The sequence below is a fragment of the Proteocatella sp. QWL-06 genome, from assembly GCF_058684135.1.
Map to the genome: position 1 here is coordinate 2129078 of NZ_CM178755.1, position 16652 is coordinate 2145729.

The window sequence follows — 16652 nt, forward strand, 5'->3', positions numbered from 1 at the left end:
TACACTTTACCACATGCCAATATGGCTGTCAAGAAGATTCTATCATTCCCAGCCCTCTGGCCTTCGCCTTGTACAGAGCTTTATCTGCTCTCGCGAATATCTCTTCATATGATTCATTTCCCTCTGCGAGCGTAATTCCGATGCTGGCGGTGTACGAAATCCCTGTATCATTCTCGTAAAACGTCCTGCAAAGCCGTGCGACCTTCTCGTCTATAAAATCCCGAGATGGAATATCTCTTATATACACACAGAACTCATCCCCACCTATGCGCCCCGCTATATCGGTTGCCCTGAAGGTATTCCTTATGGCTTCACTAAGGCTCTGCAGAACCCTGTCTCCTGCCAGATGTCCCATAGTGTCATTTATGCCCTTAAATCTGTCAAGGTCAATAAGCATGAAGGCATCCGCAGCATCTCTTCCCTGCATGGCAAGCTGGTCCGCAATCAGACTTTTTACCGTGTCTGCGTTATACAGTCCCGTCAGTCCGTCGATCTGCGATTTTGCAATAAGCATCTCTTTCTCCATATGCTCCTGGCTTATATCCACCAGTTTCCCTATTATTGAGTGAGCCTTCCCCGCTCCGTCATAGATTACCGAGCTTATAGATTTGAATATGCCTTCCCCGCCGCTGATTAGCGGCAGTCTTATTATTCGCTGTTCCTCTTCCTTATTGTCAAAAGCCCTGCTTCTGAAAGCTGTCTGCACCTCTTGCGCATGATTTGCAGTATCTATCCGGTCTCTGAGTACTTCGGACATGATAAGCTCACACGAAGCTATATCATACTCATAGAGATATTCATTTGATATGCGAGACAGAAGCTCGTATTTCCTGTTGTTTATCATCAGACGATTCTTTGCCTTTAAAATGAATATCACACTAAAAAGAAGCAAACCTATAATAAGAGAAGCTCCCAGGATTATCTGAGCACCGTATGATTCCATTATGGCTCTCACCGTTACTTTCCGCTCTATATGAGAGGTAACGTCCAGAATAAGGTTCTGCATCTGCTGCTCGTCGATGTTGGCAAGGCCCTTGTTTATTATGGAAAGTAGCACTTCATCGTCCTTCATCATTCCAATATGGTACTCTCTCGTGTCTTTTCCCTTCGGAATAGTTATTATATTCCTGTAGTTGTTCTGGAGCGTATAGAATGCCACAGAGTATGCATTTCCATATCCATAGCCTGCCTCTCCCGATTCCACTGCGTCAAGGCTGTCCTCCCTGGTGTCGTAGTCTACTCTTTTTTCCTCACTCACACCCTCAGGCAACGAACCTCCTCTTACCCCGGCATATATCTCATCATGCAGCTGATTAGCATCCAGCTTTGAATTCATGTATAGAATCGTCTCCGTCTTCAAATATACATCCGACATATGCATGTTCTCAGGAGCATAGCTTTTCGTAGCCGTAAAATATATGTCTCCGTCGCTCTCCAGTCCTTCCTCGACTGTATCATACAGTCTGTATTCAAATACAAGCCCTGTCATATCCGAAATCTCCTCGAGCACCCTCCATGAAATTCCCCGAACTTCGCCTTCGCTGTTCAGATACTGAAGCGGAGCCACTCCGGCAAGAGAGACCGCCTTTATGATTCCTGAAGCCTCAATATAATCTCTTTCCTCCTGTGTCAGAGATATCTCGCTATATGCCGAAACGGTAGTCCCCGCAATGAGCAAGCCCACAAGCATTGAAAGCAGCAATATCCTTAATATCCTCTTTAACATCCGTTTATGCTTCCTTCCAACCAATTATTCTATACTTATGCTCCCGAGAGCCTCGATTATCTGATCAAGCTCGATGGCCCCGCTTACATGATGCTTTCCATTTATGACAAGGTGAGGCACGCTTCTTACGCCGTATCTCTCCGCAAGAAGAAGGTCTGCTTCCACAGCCTCCAGAGTCTCCGGAGCCTCATAATACCTCTTCCATGCCTCAAAATCAGTGCCGGTCTCCCTGACTACGCTCTCTATGACTTCCTGATCGCCTATGTTCAGGCTCCTTACAAACAGGGCATTTTGCAGCGCATCAAATACATCCCAGTAGGAAGCGCTCCCGCCCGCAAGATAAGCCGCCTTGCACGCCAGAAGGCCCTTCATAGACCCCGGAAACAGAAAATCCGCCTTGCGCATTCCTGCTATGTTGAACCTGTGCAGGTCATCATTCTCGTTCGCATGCTCCCAGTGGCTGAGGATCTCTTCCTTTGCCTCTTCCCTTGAGCCAAACATCACATCAAAATCATATTCCTCCCTCACAAGCGCAAAGGAGCGGTGGATTATCTCCAGATCCGGCATCAGCTTCTCGATCTGGCGCATCCTGTAGGACATCGGAAAACAGAAGCTGCAGATCACATCATGAAAAAACTCTATGCTAAGTTTGCTCATACAAAATTCCTCCTCTTATTTACATATATAATATTTACATAAACTATTACTGGTCATTTCTGCCTCTGACAAGCTGCTTCATCGTATCCCTGAGATAAATGTAGCTCTCTATCCTGAACAGCCTTGCAAGGGCAGTGTAGATAAGTATCCCGCAGATGACCTGAACAGAAAACCTCTGCCACACTGCAAGATCCAGAAATCCCAGCAGATATACAGCTGCTCCCATGAGCGCAGAGATAAGAAGCGCAGGAAGTATGTCCACGAGCTGCTCCCTGTAGCTGTAGTCCAGCAGCTCCTTGTTAGGCCAGGCATTTATAAAGGACGCTGTCATGCCTGCAAAAACCTGACCTGCCGCTATGGCATACACCCCAAAAGGAAGGCTCAACAGCAGTATCACAATCCCTAAGGATTTGTTTATCATCTCAAGCCTCAGAAACACATCGCTCCTGCCCATGGCATTTATCGCCTGCAGGTTCGCCGTGTGGACAGGCGTCAGGATATAAAGAAAGCAGAAGATCTGCATAAAAGGCACCGCCGGCAGCCATTTGTCCGTAAGCACTATCCTAACGAGAGGCTCCGCGACTGCAGCCATGCCGATCATCATCGGAAACACGATGAATGAGCTCGACACGACCGCCCTTCTCATCATTTCCTTCACCCTCTTCTGATTGTCCTGATGAGCCGACAGAGCAGGCAGCATGACCGACTGTATGGAGCCGTCTATGTTGCTCACGACCAGCTGCGGAAACAGCTGCCCTCTGCTGTAGTATCCCAGTGTATCAGACGTGTACATCCAGCCGATTATGAGAGTGCTCAGCTCCCGGTATAGGGTCTCAATAAGCTTGGATATGAGGAGCCTTGAGCCAAACGCGAACAGCTCCCTCACCCTTGAGATCGAAAATATGAGCTCCGGCCTCCATCTCACTGTAAACCACATTATAGCAGTGACCGCTGCCTGATTGGCCAGCTGCTGGATGACTATCGCCCATATCCCAAATCCCCTGTATGCAGCAACCACGCCAAGCGTACCCGAGATAAGGACAGCGCCAAGGCTGCTCATGAACAGCTTTTTGAAAAGAAGGTTTCTTGCTACAAACGCATTCTGCACCGAATTAAAGGCCCCTGCAAACAGATTGAGCGAAATCACCCTGAGCACCGGCTCAAGGACCGGCATGGCGTAAAACTTCGCAATATATGGCGCACAGATGAATATTATGACATATGAGACCCCCGCTACAGCAAGGCTGAGGTAGAAGACTGACGAGAAATCCTCTGAATCCGCATCCTTTTTCTGTATGAGAGCCGTGCTGAACCCGCTCTGAACAAATACCTGAGCCAGATTCACGAAGACCATCACTATGGCTATAGTCCCAAACTGCTCTGGCGCTAGCACCCTCGCAAGGACGATCTGAACAGCCAGCTGAATCCCCTGCGCAGCCCCCCTCTCCATCAGCTTCCAGAAGAGAGAGGATATGATATTTGACTTTGTGTGCTGCGATGTCATAAGGAAATCACCTCATTCATAACTGAAATTCATTTTTTAGATTATCACCGACATTTTCACCGACATTTTCACCGACGTTCTCACCGACGTTCTCACCGACATTCTATTCGGCTAATGTTCATATCCAGAATCCAATTTCTTCCTTGCTTCAATATAAATATCAAGATCCTCTACAATATAATCTTTGCCAGTAGTATGAAGTGCTTCATAGCTCGCATCGATATAATCTATCACTCTGTATCTGTTAAAAATATCTATAGCTTCTCTGCCTTTAAGGCCTTTAGTATTTTTATAATTTTCTATACAATATACTAAAAAATCTATTTTCTCATTCATCGCTATGCCTCCTCTGGGAATGTTATTTTCCCTGTCAACTTTTCTTCTATCAAAAGGCTATACAGAGTTGGTACGCTTAGATGCCAGACTTTTGTTTCTTCTTTCTCAAGTTTCTCATAGAGCATTGATGAATAAAGCATATCTAATGCATCTTTTGATGAAATATTAAGTTCCTGTGCAATCATTTGAACCAGACGATTCGCTCATCATCTTACCTCCTGTAATTTATATTATACCCCACCCAATTTCTTATCTTTGTATCTGGGGCTCCATTCATTCGATTTTGTAAACAGCACGGCGTACATTTTGATTCTCTGTTACATGTTTGATGCCTGAATCAAAGGATTTTATATACTTGTTAAAGCGTCTGCCAAAAACTCCAGCAGGACTTGTTTCAAGAGTCCATTCCTCACCGTTTGGCACTAACGTACAATACTCTTAAAATACTCTCAGCTGTATAGACACTCCGTTCGGATCATAAACATAGAAATAGCGGGTGCCATCGCCAGGGATTTGTACAGGAGATGGATTAAGTCCTTTATCCTGGGCAAGCTTGTGCATCTCATCCAGCTTGTCTGTCTCAAAGCAGATGAACATACCTTTACCTTCAAACGTCTGCCCTCCTGTTATATAGAGGAGCTCAATCTCAGTTTCACCCTCGCCATTTGTCAGAAATGCAATTTCTGCAGATCCTTCGGTAAAGCGACGGGACATAGCCAGCTCTGTAATCATCTCATAAAATTGTATCGATTCTTCCATATCCTTGACTCTTATTGTTATATGTTTGATGTGCATGGCAAATACCTCTTTTCTTTTCTATCCATTTTTTATATACCCGGATCCTACTTTTATGATGTATCCATTTATCCACAGCGACAGCCTCTACCCTGTCAGAGAATTCCTTATTTTATGTGCATAATCTTATTACCATTTTATGCACATATCAAATAAAAATATGCATATAATTTTCATTCTTGTTAACACCCTTGGTATTTAACGGAACATTCTGACACATGTGTTTTTTAAAAAGGGCACCGCTATACCAGGTAACAATTCCCTTTATCATGTCTGTCTATCAAGTTTACCAATCTTTAACCGGATTGAAATACCTTAGCAGCGACACAGAAAAGCCCTTGTTTGCATAAACCGTATCAGCAAGTATCCTCTCTCAGAGGAGAAGACTGATTTCCATAAACCGTAGCAGAAGAGCTGAATACAAATCTGTTCACGCCGTACTTTATGCACATGCCGCTTACAATCATGGTGGATACAAAATTGTTGTTGATTCAGTTATTTTAAAAAAACCATCTCGACCCGGATTATATTTAACTGATTTTAAGTTAGTGACAGGCACGGAATTTCCGGAATTTCGTAATAATCAAATTCTATAAAATGCTGTGCAAGTTACCAGCAAGTTAGATTAGTTTAATTTATCAATACAAACACATTGCAAAATCTACATTATACTAATAAACTTATTGATTTTATATCCATTCTGCAAGTTACCAGCAAGTTAAAGTTAAACTTTAACTCCAAAATGGAACATATTTATAATATCTTGGTGCCGTCTCTGGATCTTTTAATTTTACTACACCTTTTTCCAGAGAATCCTTTATAATTCTTGATACTGTAGCGCTACTTTTAGAGTCTAATCCAAAACGTTCTCTAAGAGAGGCATTCGTAAGATAATCTCTGGTAACATATTTCAAACATGAATGTAAATAACATGCATGTATTTTTTCTTCTTTCGTCATTACTTTGAAATCTTTATGTGCAAACAAAATCACCTTGGTATGTTCGCTATATGCTTCGACAACAGGAGCTGGCAATTGATAAAATTCAGTTTCAAACACTACTTTATCAAATCCACTACCACGTTCTTCGCAAATTCCCATGCGTCGCATAAATGATGCTAATGACTCATTACGTGACTTAGGTGGTGTATCAATAAATCGCTCAATATCAACTAAAGGTACCCCAGGGTTTGTTATTTCCATTCGATCTGAAAATATTTCTATCATTGGTCCAGTTCCTCTTATTGAGAAGTCCTGATGGATAATCGCATTCGCTACCAACTCTCTAATTGCCAGCTGTGGATAAATTGGATGTTCTTTTCGTAATGCCTTCCCTATTATTTCATTTCTTGGAAGCATATTATCAATATAGCTTATTAGTCCTTCAAATCCTACAGCATACCCCTTGCTGCCTTCTTTTTCCCTAATTGTTTCAATCCTGCTATTTCCCTTATATTGAATTACTCTAACTGCTTTTCTTTTTAAAAATTTAAATTTTGATAGCTCTTTTGCAAATAGAATTGCACCTAAATTAGTTATATCCCAGCTACCCGAATCATTTTTTTTAATTATTTCTTCCTCAGCTAATTTCATTATGATCGTTTTACGTTCTTCTGGCAGTGGAATATCCATTAAATCAAAGTAAGACGGATAGTCTAATAAATTAAGTAATTCACTTTCATCCATATTTGCTTTCGCAATTTGATCTTCATAAGAGCTCAAATCAAATTTTCTCCAAAGGTCACGCTCTTTAACTGGAAATTCTTTAAGAAATTTTTTATACGATCCAATTCTAATATATTCTATTCCACTAAATTGAACAGGTTTTTCAATTGCCTTCTCAATCTCCAGAAGAACTACTTTTTTTGAATCTATATCTACTTCATAAAATTTAAAATTAATTTTTGGTGAAATCAGTCTATATAGCCAGTTTTCTAATTCTTCATTACCTTTTTTTAATTTTTTTGGCTCGAAATTTGTTCCTATTATTTCATGAGTGTTATCGTCAACTCCCCATAATAAATAAGCATATTTCTTTCCTTCAAGAGCAGCTGAATTACTTAATGCTGAGATATACTCACCTATTAGTTGAGGCTCTTTATTATTAACTTTAAACTCTACCCATTCAGTTTCATTTGAGAGCAAAGTTATTCAGACACTAAACTTTTTAAATATTGATTTGAGTTCATTAAAACACTCTCCTTGTTAAATTTTAACTAATCCCAAGCACATTAAACACTGCATCTTCTGGACTACTATAAAATGATACTTGAAATTTTTAAAACAAATCCATTGTTACTGTTGGTATATCAACGGCTGATGCAATTGGTAATAACAAACTCTTTGCACCTGCATCGAAGCATGCATTAAAAAAGTAAGTTATTGACAGTCAACGTCATTTTCTTAGGAATCAGAGGTTTTTAATAATGTTTTATGGTTCGATGACATTGAACGCAATATCACTAAGTCCTTTTTTTATATACTCTTTAATAATGTGTTCATTTAATAAAGGCTCTGGACTTTTGAAGCAAAGTAATATGAGCAAGAACATACCTAATGTAGTTTCTTCACTAGTTTTAAGATGTACATATTTTTCACCCTCATTCACACTAGACTGTTGTTTAACCCATTCTTTAAACAATGTTTTTTCAATATGTGATGAATGAAATATTATTCCATTATCAAGCGTTACAATCAAGTCAGGTAATTCATTGAATTTAATAGTCTCATTCAATACACAATTTTTCATATAGTCAATCATAGATTCTGCATTCCTTGACTTCTTTGAAAATATTACACAGGGTATTGTTTGAAGATCCTCAGGAACATATCCTTCTGTGAAAAGTATAGGTAAGGTTCTCTTTAATCTTTTTACTGATTGAATTTGTCCCAACCCCCTATGAAATTCAGATGTTACTGTTAGGGTTGAAATATCAGGTTTTATTTCCACTGCAGCATACACACCTTCCGCTAAAATAACTTCTCTCTTAGGTGTTAAAAGGACTGGATGATTAGGTGCTTTTATTACACAATCTATTTCTTGCGAACACATTTCCAAATTAAATATCTGTCCTTTATTTATGACATATGAAGCTGGAAAGAAGCTTTCCAAAAATTGTTTAATAGTAACTTCCTTACTATCACCCGTATTTTTTGTATCTTTTCTAAATGCTTCATGCGTTTCTTCAAATATTATTTTTATTTGTTGCATATTCTCAAATATAGCTCCAATTACTGCATTCATAAAACCATTTGTATGATATGGTCACAACTATATCATACTCTCCTATTTTAATATTTCACTCCATAATACTCAACATACTAATAGACATATGGTCCACTGACATAAATTGGATGCAGGCATTTCAAATGCTTATGAATGTATTTTTATCAACTTTAACAGATAAGCTTTCGCTTACATCAGGTCAGCTGGATAGAGCAATTTATGTATTCATTTTTTGAGGCACTTCCTTCATTAACGAAAAAGTGTCTTGGTTTGTGTATCTAAGATAGTTGATTTCTGTCAAATATTGAATTTTCAAGGTTCATAGAATAATATTCATGTGCGAAGTATGAATTATAATTACTTTTTCCCCTTTAGGCGGTGAAATTGCTAACTCGCAGTAAAGTTTATATTCTTCTGTATTTACTAATATTTCTTTTGTAGAAACATCCCCACTTAAACATAGTTCATTAATCTTACGCTTTATGTGTGGAATGCTAGGATTAGATAATTCACTAAATACAGGTTTAGGTAATATTATTTTTCCCGGATATAGTTTAAATAGAATGTTCTCTTCCTTCACCCACAAGAAGGCAGAGATACAATCTGTATCGAAAAATAATTTATCAGTCATACACGTCTTCCTCGTTTAAATCTGAACCATATAAAATATCCCCTCTAAATCCATTTAGTAAAATTTCTTCATATTTACCATGGGATATCGCATCTTTGTTTTTAAGTTCCTCAGCAAGTTTAATATACTTTCCAAAAGTAGCATACTGCTTATCTTCTGGAGTGGGTGTATATAATTTATCATCATATCCAAGTCTTCTAGCTGAATGTATTACTCCAGTCTTCATAGTGTCCGCTTTAGTTTGATTTAAATATCCATCATTTATTAATCTCCATAGCATGGCTTGCCTGCTTATACCAAAGTTCTGTTCTATTTTTACTACATCTTCTATATTGAGTTCTTGTTTTTCTTTCCCAAGTTTATTTTTAATGAAATAAGATAACGCTTCATAAGGAGCTAAAAAGTAAGAAGCAAACATATCTGCTTCCTTCTCCTGGGAATCCTTGTTCATTTCAAGATCTGTAAAGCAAACTATACTTTTAAAATCTTCATGAAAAAACAGATGATAAAGCTCGTGTGCGATTGTAAAACGCTGTCTACCATAAGTTGCGTTGGAATTAACTCCGATGATTTTATTCTTTCCATCTCTAATACAAATACCACTCAATCTACTACTCATGGGATAAAACACTATTGTTAAATCATCGTTATTATGAATAAGAGAGAATATATCTATTGGGGAATTAGAGTCTTCGTCAAATTGCTTTCTTAAATTTACAGCTTCACTGTTTAATTCAATTTTCTCTTTCAAATTTTATTCCCCCTCAAGTAAACCTTCCATAAATCTTAAGTTAAGTGCTATTTTATTAATGGCAGCTATCGTATTTAAATCCTCAACTGTGATATTTTTTGCTCTAAGAGCTATTGGCATTTGTACAAACTCACTAGACTCATTCACAAAATAATCCATACTGCATCCAAAAAGCTCTGCCGCTTTATCCAGTATATCCACGCTAAATTGCCTTTCACCTTTTTCACATTTTGAAATATAGCTTTGATCAACATCTAAATATTCAGCTATAACGCTTTGTGTAAAACCACTTCTACTTCGCAATTCACTAAATCTTTGTGCAACTAATTCTAAATTTAACATAACTACACCTCCTCTTATCTATATTATATGTCAGCCTTGTCATAAACGCAACCTAATATTTTAAATAAATTATGACATAGCGTAGTGCCGGTATTAAAGAAGCGGAACGACTCGTTGTCAGAATATTCCGACACATGCTCTCCTTAAAAAGGGCATCGCTATACCAACTAACAATGCCCGTATTATATCTTATATACCCTTTAGTGCTCTAGTTTCCTTCTCAACCACCTTCACGAGATACTCCAGGAATTCGTCCCTGAGATCCTCACGCCTTAGTGCATGCTCTACTGTTGCCTCGAGGAATCCCTGCTTGTTTCCTACATCGTATCTCTTGCCGTCAAAGTCGTAGGCGTACATGTCTTCTTTGAGCGCAAGTTCTTTGAGGGCGTCTGTAAGCTGTATCTCTCCGCCTTTTCCCGGCTTTGTCTCTGCAAGTATGTCAAATATCCCCGGATTGATTATATATCTGCCCAGTATCGCTACATTTGACGGGGCTTCATGTACGGCTGGTTTTTCTACAAGGTCTTTTACCGTATATACCTTGTCGCTCACCCTGCTGCCGTCTACTATTCCATATTTGCATACATCCTCGTCCCTGACTGTCTGAACGCCAAGCACTGATGTCTGGTACTCATCATAGCAGTCCATCATCTGCTTCAGGCATGGCACTTCCTCATTGTACACAACGTCATCCCCAAGAAGCACCGCAAAAGGCTCATTCCCTACAAATGTCCTCGCGCAGTATATGGCATGCCCAAGCCCTCTGGCTTCCTTCTGGCGGATATAGTGGATGTCTACCATCTCTGATACGTCTTTTACTATCTTGAGGAGCTCATCGTTTTTCTTCTTCTCAAGCTCTGCCTCAAGCTCTGCGGATCTGTCAAAATGATCCTCTATGGCTCTCTTGCTCTTTCCAGTTATTATAAGGATTTCTTCTATGCCGCTTGCGATTGCCTCTTCTATGATGTACTGTATAGTCGGCTTGTCAACTATAGGAAGCATCTCCTTTGGCATTGCTTTTGTAGCTGGCAGGAAGCGAGTCCCAAGTCCTGCTGCCGGTATTACTGCTTTTCTTACTTTCATTATAAAATACCCCCTGCATTCTTCTGTTCAAATCTCCAGGCATCCCTTACCATCTCTTCAATTCCAAGTTCAGCCTTCCATCCAAGCTCCCTCTCAGCCTTGCCTGCATCAGCAAAACACACGGCAATGTCCCCAGGACGCCTTCCGACAATCTGATATGGGACATCTGCACCCGTAACCTTGATGAAGGCATTCACGATCTCTAATACCGAAGTCCCTCTTCCTGTTCCAAGATTGTATACGCTTACGCCGGAGTCCATCTTTTCTATGGCGCTGACATGTCCTTTTGCAAGGTCCACTACATGGATGTAGTCACGTACTCCTGTCCCGTCTACAGTATCATAGTCATTACCGAATATGCTCAGCTTATCGAGCTGCCCTCTGGCTACCCTTGTGACAAAAGGCATGAGGTTGTTTGGGATTCCATTTGGATCCTCTCCGATAAGTCCGCTCTCATGAGCTCCAACCGGATTGAAATACCTCAGCAGCGACACAGAAAATCCCTTGTTTGCATAAGCCGTATCAGCAAGTATCCTCTCGCTCATAGCCTTAGTCTCACCATATGGATTTGTAGTTTTTCCAAGCTCCATATCCTCTCTCAGAGGAGAAGGCTGATCTCCATAAACCGTAGCAGAAGAGCTGAATACAAATCTGCTCACGCCGTACTTTATGCACATGCCGCTTACAATCATTGTGGATACAAGATTGTTGTAATAATATCCAAGCGGATCCGATACGGATTCTCCCACTGCCTTGAGGCCTGCAAAGTGTATCACCCCATCGATTTTATGGCTTATGAACAAATCTTCAGTCTCTTTTATATGCGTAACATCAAGCTTGTAAAACAGCGGCTTTACTCCCGTTATCCTGGCTATTTTGTCCAGTACTTCGACCTTTGAGTTTACAAGATTGTCTGCGATTATTACATTATGGTCATTTTTTATGAGTTCTACGACTGTATGGCTTCCTATAAATCCCAGGCCGCCGGTTACTAATATGTTCATTGTGATACCTCATTTCTACGCTTCATAAACTCTGACTTCACTTAAGCAAGTATCTTCAAATTTCGTTCCTGGATAAACATCAATTATTGTCAGTTTCATCCAATCTGCCCTAATTGGTCTGTTTAATGTTATATCCTGAGTATTATCTGTATTTTTCAATTCTTTTACTATTTCTGTTCCATCGGAAAATTCCAGCTTGATTTTTTTAACAGATGCATTTTTATTAAATAAATTTGTATTCTCAGCGTAACCGTTATTTAAATCTATATGCACTATTTCTCTTTCATACAAGCTCGAAAACACTATATATTCTCCTTTTCCGTACCCTGATGCACCTTCTACCCAAGGAGTTGAAATGTTACTATCATTTAAATTGTATGGAGTATAATCAAAATTTTCTTCATAAAGTCTTGATGAATCCCATATATCATCCCAATATATTACTTTATAATATTGGTTTTTCATTTCTGAAATAGGCAGACTGAAATCCGGATATACAACCTTATCTCCAATATCATTGCCATTAACTACATAACTATAACTTAAATCTGTGCCTTTTGGAGTTTTGCATTCCATTTTTATAACGGCACCTGCTGGAAGTGGCTTAATTTCATAGCTATATCCGCTGTCTGTAGGTTTATCTAATTTTTTATCATTTATATATATACTTGTTGAAGAAATGTCAATATCTGGTTTCATAAGATTTAATGAACATACATCAAATTCAATATCAACAGCCTGTTCTTTGCTGTCTTCAACCATCAAGGTCTCTCTTATATTGAAATTCCCATATACTTCCTGATCACTTACTGCTGTGATCTCATATTTTCCTGGTAATAACCCGCTTAGTATCGCCGCATCACCTAGAGATACTATTTTGGTTTCGCCAAGTGGACAAGAGATTCTTGTATTACTAAGATTGGAAGTGAATTTTGCACTCCCTGTATTGATTTCTATTTTATATTTTTTAAATAATACGTAGTTTTCATATGATATGTTTACGATTTTGTTGCCTTCCAGCTTTTCTCTCATCTCTACGATTCTCAAATCTTCTTCTAATGAATCATTGATATTTTGGTAAAGCTTTCCTTTTTCTGCATAAAGCTCAAACATTGGTTTAATATTCTGTTCAGAAAGTTCTATGTTCCTGTCGCTTATTTCAGTCACCTCTGATAGAGCCTCAAAATCCTGTGCATTCATTGCCTGAATAAATTGATCTACAGTTTTTTCAGGATTTGACATAAGATTCATACATATCCCGGAAACTATTAATACAATAAAAAATGCCCCTATTCCAATTAAATAGTTTTTATTCATTTTTAAAGGCTTTTTTGCTAATTTTTCTTTCGTTTCTAATACCTCTGATTCGGATTCCACACTTACTTCAGATTCACTTGATACTTTTAATCCACATTCTTCACAGAACTCACTATTTTCCGGAATGTTCTTGCCACAGTTTTCACAAAACATATCATTTTCTCTCCTTGTTAGTAATTGATTTTTGAAATTATTTTATATTTTGCTGCAAAATCATCTAACTTCCATTTACCGCTTGAATCTTTTTTAACCTTAAGCTTGCCTTCCAGCGCTCTCATATGAAGCGGTTCCTTATAGTTCTGTATTTCATAGGTTTCTCTTACATTTACAATGCATGTATTTTCATCTTTGAAGTTCTTCTCAAGTATTTCAAATGAAAGAAGCTTTTCCTTAATATCTTTCATTATATACGGCTTTACCTGCCCCTCTATACTGCTGCCTGGAATAATATATTCCTCAATATAACTATAATCATGATTATTTATAGCATAAACATAATTAGTCAGATATCCTGCTATCAGCTTGTCTATCTCATCCTCATAATTAAGTTGCGATCCCGTACCTCCAAGGATTGCAGGTCTAAACTCATGCTCCGACTTTCCTCCATATTCTCTTGTCTGAACATTGACTTCTATCATCCTGTCGCTTACATCATTTATCGGTATATCAGTTTCATATTCCACCAGATAAAGTTGCTTCTGCTGCCTGTATATATCATCATATATGCTTCCTATGTCTTCGAAATCATTTATGCTGTAATATACTCCACCAGTCGATTCCGCTATTCTCCTGAGATCCGAATCATCTAAATAATCTCCTACCCCAACAATAAATACCGGTACATTATATCTTTGAGAAACATCTATTACATCATCCGGTGTACAAATACTGAAATTATCCATTCCATCTGTAAAAGCAATTACACATTTCGCTCCATTTTGGACTGCAGTAGTATTAACCGAAGCAAATAATGCGTCATAAAGTGCAGTCATATTACCTGTATAAAGGTTGTCTATCTCCATCTGGAGTTCCTGAACATTGTTTGTGAATGGTTTTAATGTATAAACACCATCAGCAAATCCTGTTAGCTCTGCCATATCCCCTATCGAAAATTGAACTCGATTCAGAAAGCTCGACATCATGCTCTTTGCATATTCCAGTGGGTATCCCTCCATACTGCCGCTTATATCTGCCACCATATTTATATTCAGTTTTTCAATCTGATCTAACTGCGAAGCTCTCATGACTGTCTTTTTAAAAAAATCCATATCATTCAATCTTCTCTCGGATATATAAAAGAATCTCGGATCAATATTTTTGGGAACCTCACCTGTCACTCTGTCTCTTATTTCTATGTATGTCTTTATCTTCGGGTATTCAGAAAAATCTATCTGATTTACCAGTACTTCATAATTATCATATTCAATATTAATATAATCCAGAAGATCTTCCCATTCAGCTAAAACATTCTGCGCACTTACAAATTTTCCGTCCTTTATAAGATTTTCTGTCTCTGTTTTGTATTCATTTAATTTGACTATCTCATCTTCATAGGCTCTAGAAAAATCTCTTTCTGATACTTTTTTTATAGTTTCATCTAACAAAAGAGTATTCTCACTTATAACATTTTCTTCCAGAGACTTTATTTTAGAATATATGTCTTTTACAATACTTAAGTCCTTATTTTCGCTTATATTTTCTATATCCTTTGAAATAAGATCATACGACTCTTTATTTTCACCTGACAATATGTATTCATCAAACCTTGAATCTATAATGTTTATTTCTTTCATTATATTTTCTACTCTTCTGCTGTTATCCATATAATAATATAGTCCCGAAATAAGAACTATTATTGCTACCGCGATTACTCCAATCTTCTTTTTATCCTTGAAAATACTATTTTTCACAATTTCTTCAATTTTCGATTCTTCCGTAATCAGTTCTTCTTGTGTATATTCTTTTATCTGGATATCATCTTTAATAACTTCAGGAGTATTATCCAAAGAATTCTCTAAATTATTTTCAATCTCATTATTTAATACTTGCCCTCCGCAATTTTTACAGAATTTGGCATTTATATTTAGCTCTTTGCCACAATTTTTACAATTCATATTTAATTTACGCCCCTTTATGATTAGAAAAAATAGTATTATTCAAATAATTAAAATGATATCGTATAATTATTTTTTTGTCAACTTGATATCACAGTATAGCTGGCAGGATGCTGAAGTTGTCATGTATGCTAATATCTGTAATTTAATTTAGATTTATTTTTAATTTTGGATCTTTAATATGAATGATTAAACTACCATACATCGCTGAATATAGCATCTCAATACTTTTACTTCCTAATTTTTTCATGTTCTTCAATATACTTTCGTCATTTGCTGCTGCAAAGTTGTTCACGGTCATGTAAAGCTGTTTGGCTTCATTATCTGTCATTACTTTACTTAATATAAACTTTAATCTTCCTTTTTCAGCTGGACCGAAGCACATTAACTTAATAAATACAGATCCTTCATATATTGATAACTGCATCTCTGATGATTCTGGATTAAATATTCCTTCTCTCTGATAATAGGCCATTGCTCTATCACTTGACATAAATTCATACTTATCTACCAATATCTCCACAAGCTTGTTTCCATCTTATTCAAATAGGGTACCTGTTTTTTCGTAAAGATTTGAAGTGTCTTGCATGTAGGCTTTTGTTTCTTTGTCCGCTTCTATTCTGCTTTTTATTGACTTTTCTGTCAAATTCTTCAGAATATCTTTACCAGGTTCAGATCCTGCTACTACAGCTCTTGCCATCGTCTTTAGATTTAATCCAAAGTATTCATGAACTCTATCGAAAGGAAGTAGGAGTTGATAGCCATCTTCCTCTCCTACGCAATCTGTATATATGGGATACTATTCGTGCCTTACTGGAACCTTATGTCCGTTAATTATTACTTCATTCTTCCCTATCTGTAACAATGCCTCAGTGAACTCTGTCTCAACTAATATCATTCCTTTCTTTCCTTCAGGTTCATACGTTACTTTCCCACCAAGTTTTTCTGAAAGTTCTTTTATCGGGAACAGTGTGCTTGTCTGGAATATGCTGAAGAGCATATTGGATTAAAAAGTATAGCTGAAGTCGTTAACAGTGCTATTATTTTCTTCAATGCATTTCCTACTTTAGACTATTCTTTAACGTGACATATATTAAGTAAACCATATAACAATCATTTTATCAATACAGGCGCTGTATATTTGTTTTTCAAATTTGTTATTGCAAT

18 protein-coding genes are annotated in these 16652 nt (G+C 37.9%); all 18 read right to left on the reverse strand.

Translation table 11 applies throughout. The features are described from left to right. Positions 1-28: 28 nt before the first annotated feature. The gene (locus AC4PGZ_RS10245; RefSeq protein ID WP_492158525.1) at positions 29-1726 is read right to left on the reverse strand and encodes a transporter substrate-binding domain-containing diguanylate cyclase; all 1698 of its coding nucleotides are present in this window, start codon (positions 1724-1726) and stop codon (positions 29-31) included. Between the two features lie 24 nt (positions 1727-1750). After that, positions 1751-2383, reverse strand: coding sequence for a DsbA family oxidoreductase (locus AC4PGZ_RS10250; protein ID WP_492158526.1), 633 nt, complete (start codon positions 2381-2383; stop codon positions 1751-1753). 46 nt (positions 2384-2429) lie between these two features. Next, entirely contained in the window at positions 2430-3887 is a 1458-nt protein-coding gene (locus AC4PGZ_RS10255) for a lipopolysaccharide biosynthesis protein (RefSeq protein WP_492158527.1), read from the reverse strand. A 111-nt stretch (positions 3888-3998) separates the two neighbouring features. Next, positions 3999-4223 carry a DUF3791 domain-containing protein gene (locus AC4PGZ_RS10260; protein WP_492158528.1) on the reverse strand — a complete coding sequence of 75 codons (225 nt, stop codon included), beginning with the start codon at positions 4221-4223 and terminating at the stop codon, positions 3999-4001. 2 nt (positions 4224-4225) lie between these two features. Further along, entirely contained in the window at positions 4226-4408 is a 183-nt protein-coding gene (locus AC4PGZ_RS10265) for a hypothetical protein (protein WP_492158529.1), read from the reverse strand. A gap of 253 nt (positions 4409-4661) precedes the next feature. After that, the gene (locus tag AC4PGZ_RS10270) at positions 4662-5018 is read right to left on the reverse strand and encodes a VOC family protein (RefSeq protein ID WP_492158530.1); all 357 of its coding nucleotides are present in this window, start codon (positions 5016-5018) and stop codon (positions 4662-4664) included. Between the two features lie 356 nt (positions 5019-5374). Then, positions 5375-5509 carry an NAD-dependent epimerase/dehydratase family protein gene (locus AC4PGZ_RS10275; RefSeq protein ID WP_492160268.1) on the reverse strand — a complete coding sequence of 45 codons (135 nt, stop codon included), beginning with the start codon at positions 5507-5509 and terminating at the stop codon, positions 5375-5377. Positions 5510-5749: 240 nt separating this feature from the next. After that, positions 5750-7162, reverse strand: coding sequence for an ATP-binding protein (locus tag AC4PGZ_RS10280; protein ID WP_492158531.1), 1413 nt, complete (start codon positions 7160-7162; stop codon positions 5750-5752). Between the two features lie 286 nt (positions 7163-7448). After that, the gene (locus AC4PGZ_RS10285; protein ID WP_492158532.1) at positions 7449-8261 is read right to left on the reverse strand and encodes a DUF6602 domain-containing protein; all 813 of its coding nucleotides are present in this window, start codon (positions 8259-8261) and stop codon (positions 7449-7451) included. Between the two features lie 301 nt (positions 8262-8562). Continuing rightward, positions 8563-8874, reverse strand: a complete 312-nt coding sequence (locus AC4PGZ_RS10290; RefSeq protein ID WP_492158533.1) for a hypothetical protein — start codon at positions 8872-8874, stop codon at positions 8563-8565. Beyond that, a complete protein-coding gene (locus AC4PGZ_RS10295; protein ID WP_492158534.1) occupies positions 8867-9625 on the reverse strand; it encodes an ImmA/IrrE family metallo-endopeptidase in 759 nt (252 codons plus the stop codon). The genes AC4PGZ_RS10290 and AC4PGZ_RS10295 overlap by 8 nt, the downstream gene beginning before the upstream one ends. 3 nt (positions 9626-9628) lie before the next feature. Then, positions 9629-9967, reverse strand: coding sequence for a helix-turn-helix domain-containing protein (locus AC4PGZ_RS10300; RefSeq protein WP_492158535.1), 339 nt, complete (start codon positions 9965-9967; stop codon positions 9629-9631). A gap of 189 nt (positions 9968-10156) precedes the next feature. After that, positions 10157-11050, reverse strand: coding sequence for a UTP--glucose-1-phosphate uridylyltransferase GalU (gene galU, locus AC4PGZ_RS10305; protein WP_492158536.1), 894 nt, complete (start codon positions 11048-11050; stop codon positions 10157-10159). After that, positions 11050-12054: a UDP-glucose 4-epimerase GalE gene (gene galE, locus AC4PGZ_RS10310; RefSeq protein ID WP_492158537.1), complete on the reverse strand. Its 1005-nt coding sequence runs from the start codon at positions 12052-12054 to the stop codon at positions 11050-11052. Before galE ends, galU begins: the two co-directional genes overlap by 1 nt. A gap of 15 nt (positions 12055-12069) precedes the next feature. Continuing rightward, on the reverse strand, positions 12070-13524 hold the full coding sequence (locus tag AC4PGZ_RS10315) for an NADase-type glycan-binding domain-containing protein (protein WP_492158538.1): 1455 nt from the start codon (positions 13522-13524) through the stop codon (positions 12070-12072). Between the two features lie 17 nt (positions 13525-13541). Next, the gene (locus tag AC4PGZ_RS10320) at positions 13542-15377 is read right to left on the reverse strand and encodes a vWA domain-containing protein (RefSeq protein WP_492158539.1); all 1836 of its coding nucleotides are present in this window, start codon (positions 15375-15377) and stop codon (positions 13542-13544) included. Positions 15378-15630: 253 nt separating this feature from the next. Next, on the reverse strand, positions 15631-16008 hold the full coding sequence (locus tag AC4PGZ_RS10325; protein ID WP_492158540.1) for a hypothetical protein: 378 nt from the start codon (positions 16006-16008) through the stop codon (positions 15631-15633). 276 nt (positions 16009-16284) lie between these two features. Beyond that, on the reverse strand, positions 16285-16485 hold the full coding sequence (locus tag AC4PGZ_RS10330; protein WP_492158541.1) for a stalk domain-containing protein: 201 nt from the start codon (positions 16483-16485) through the stop codon (positions 16285-16287). Positions 16486-16652 lie beyond the last annotated feature (167 nt).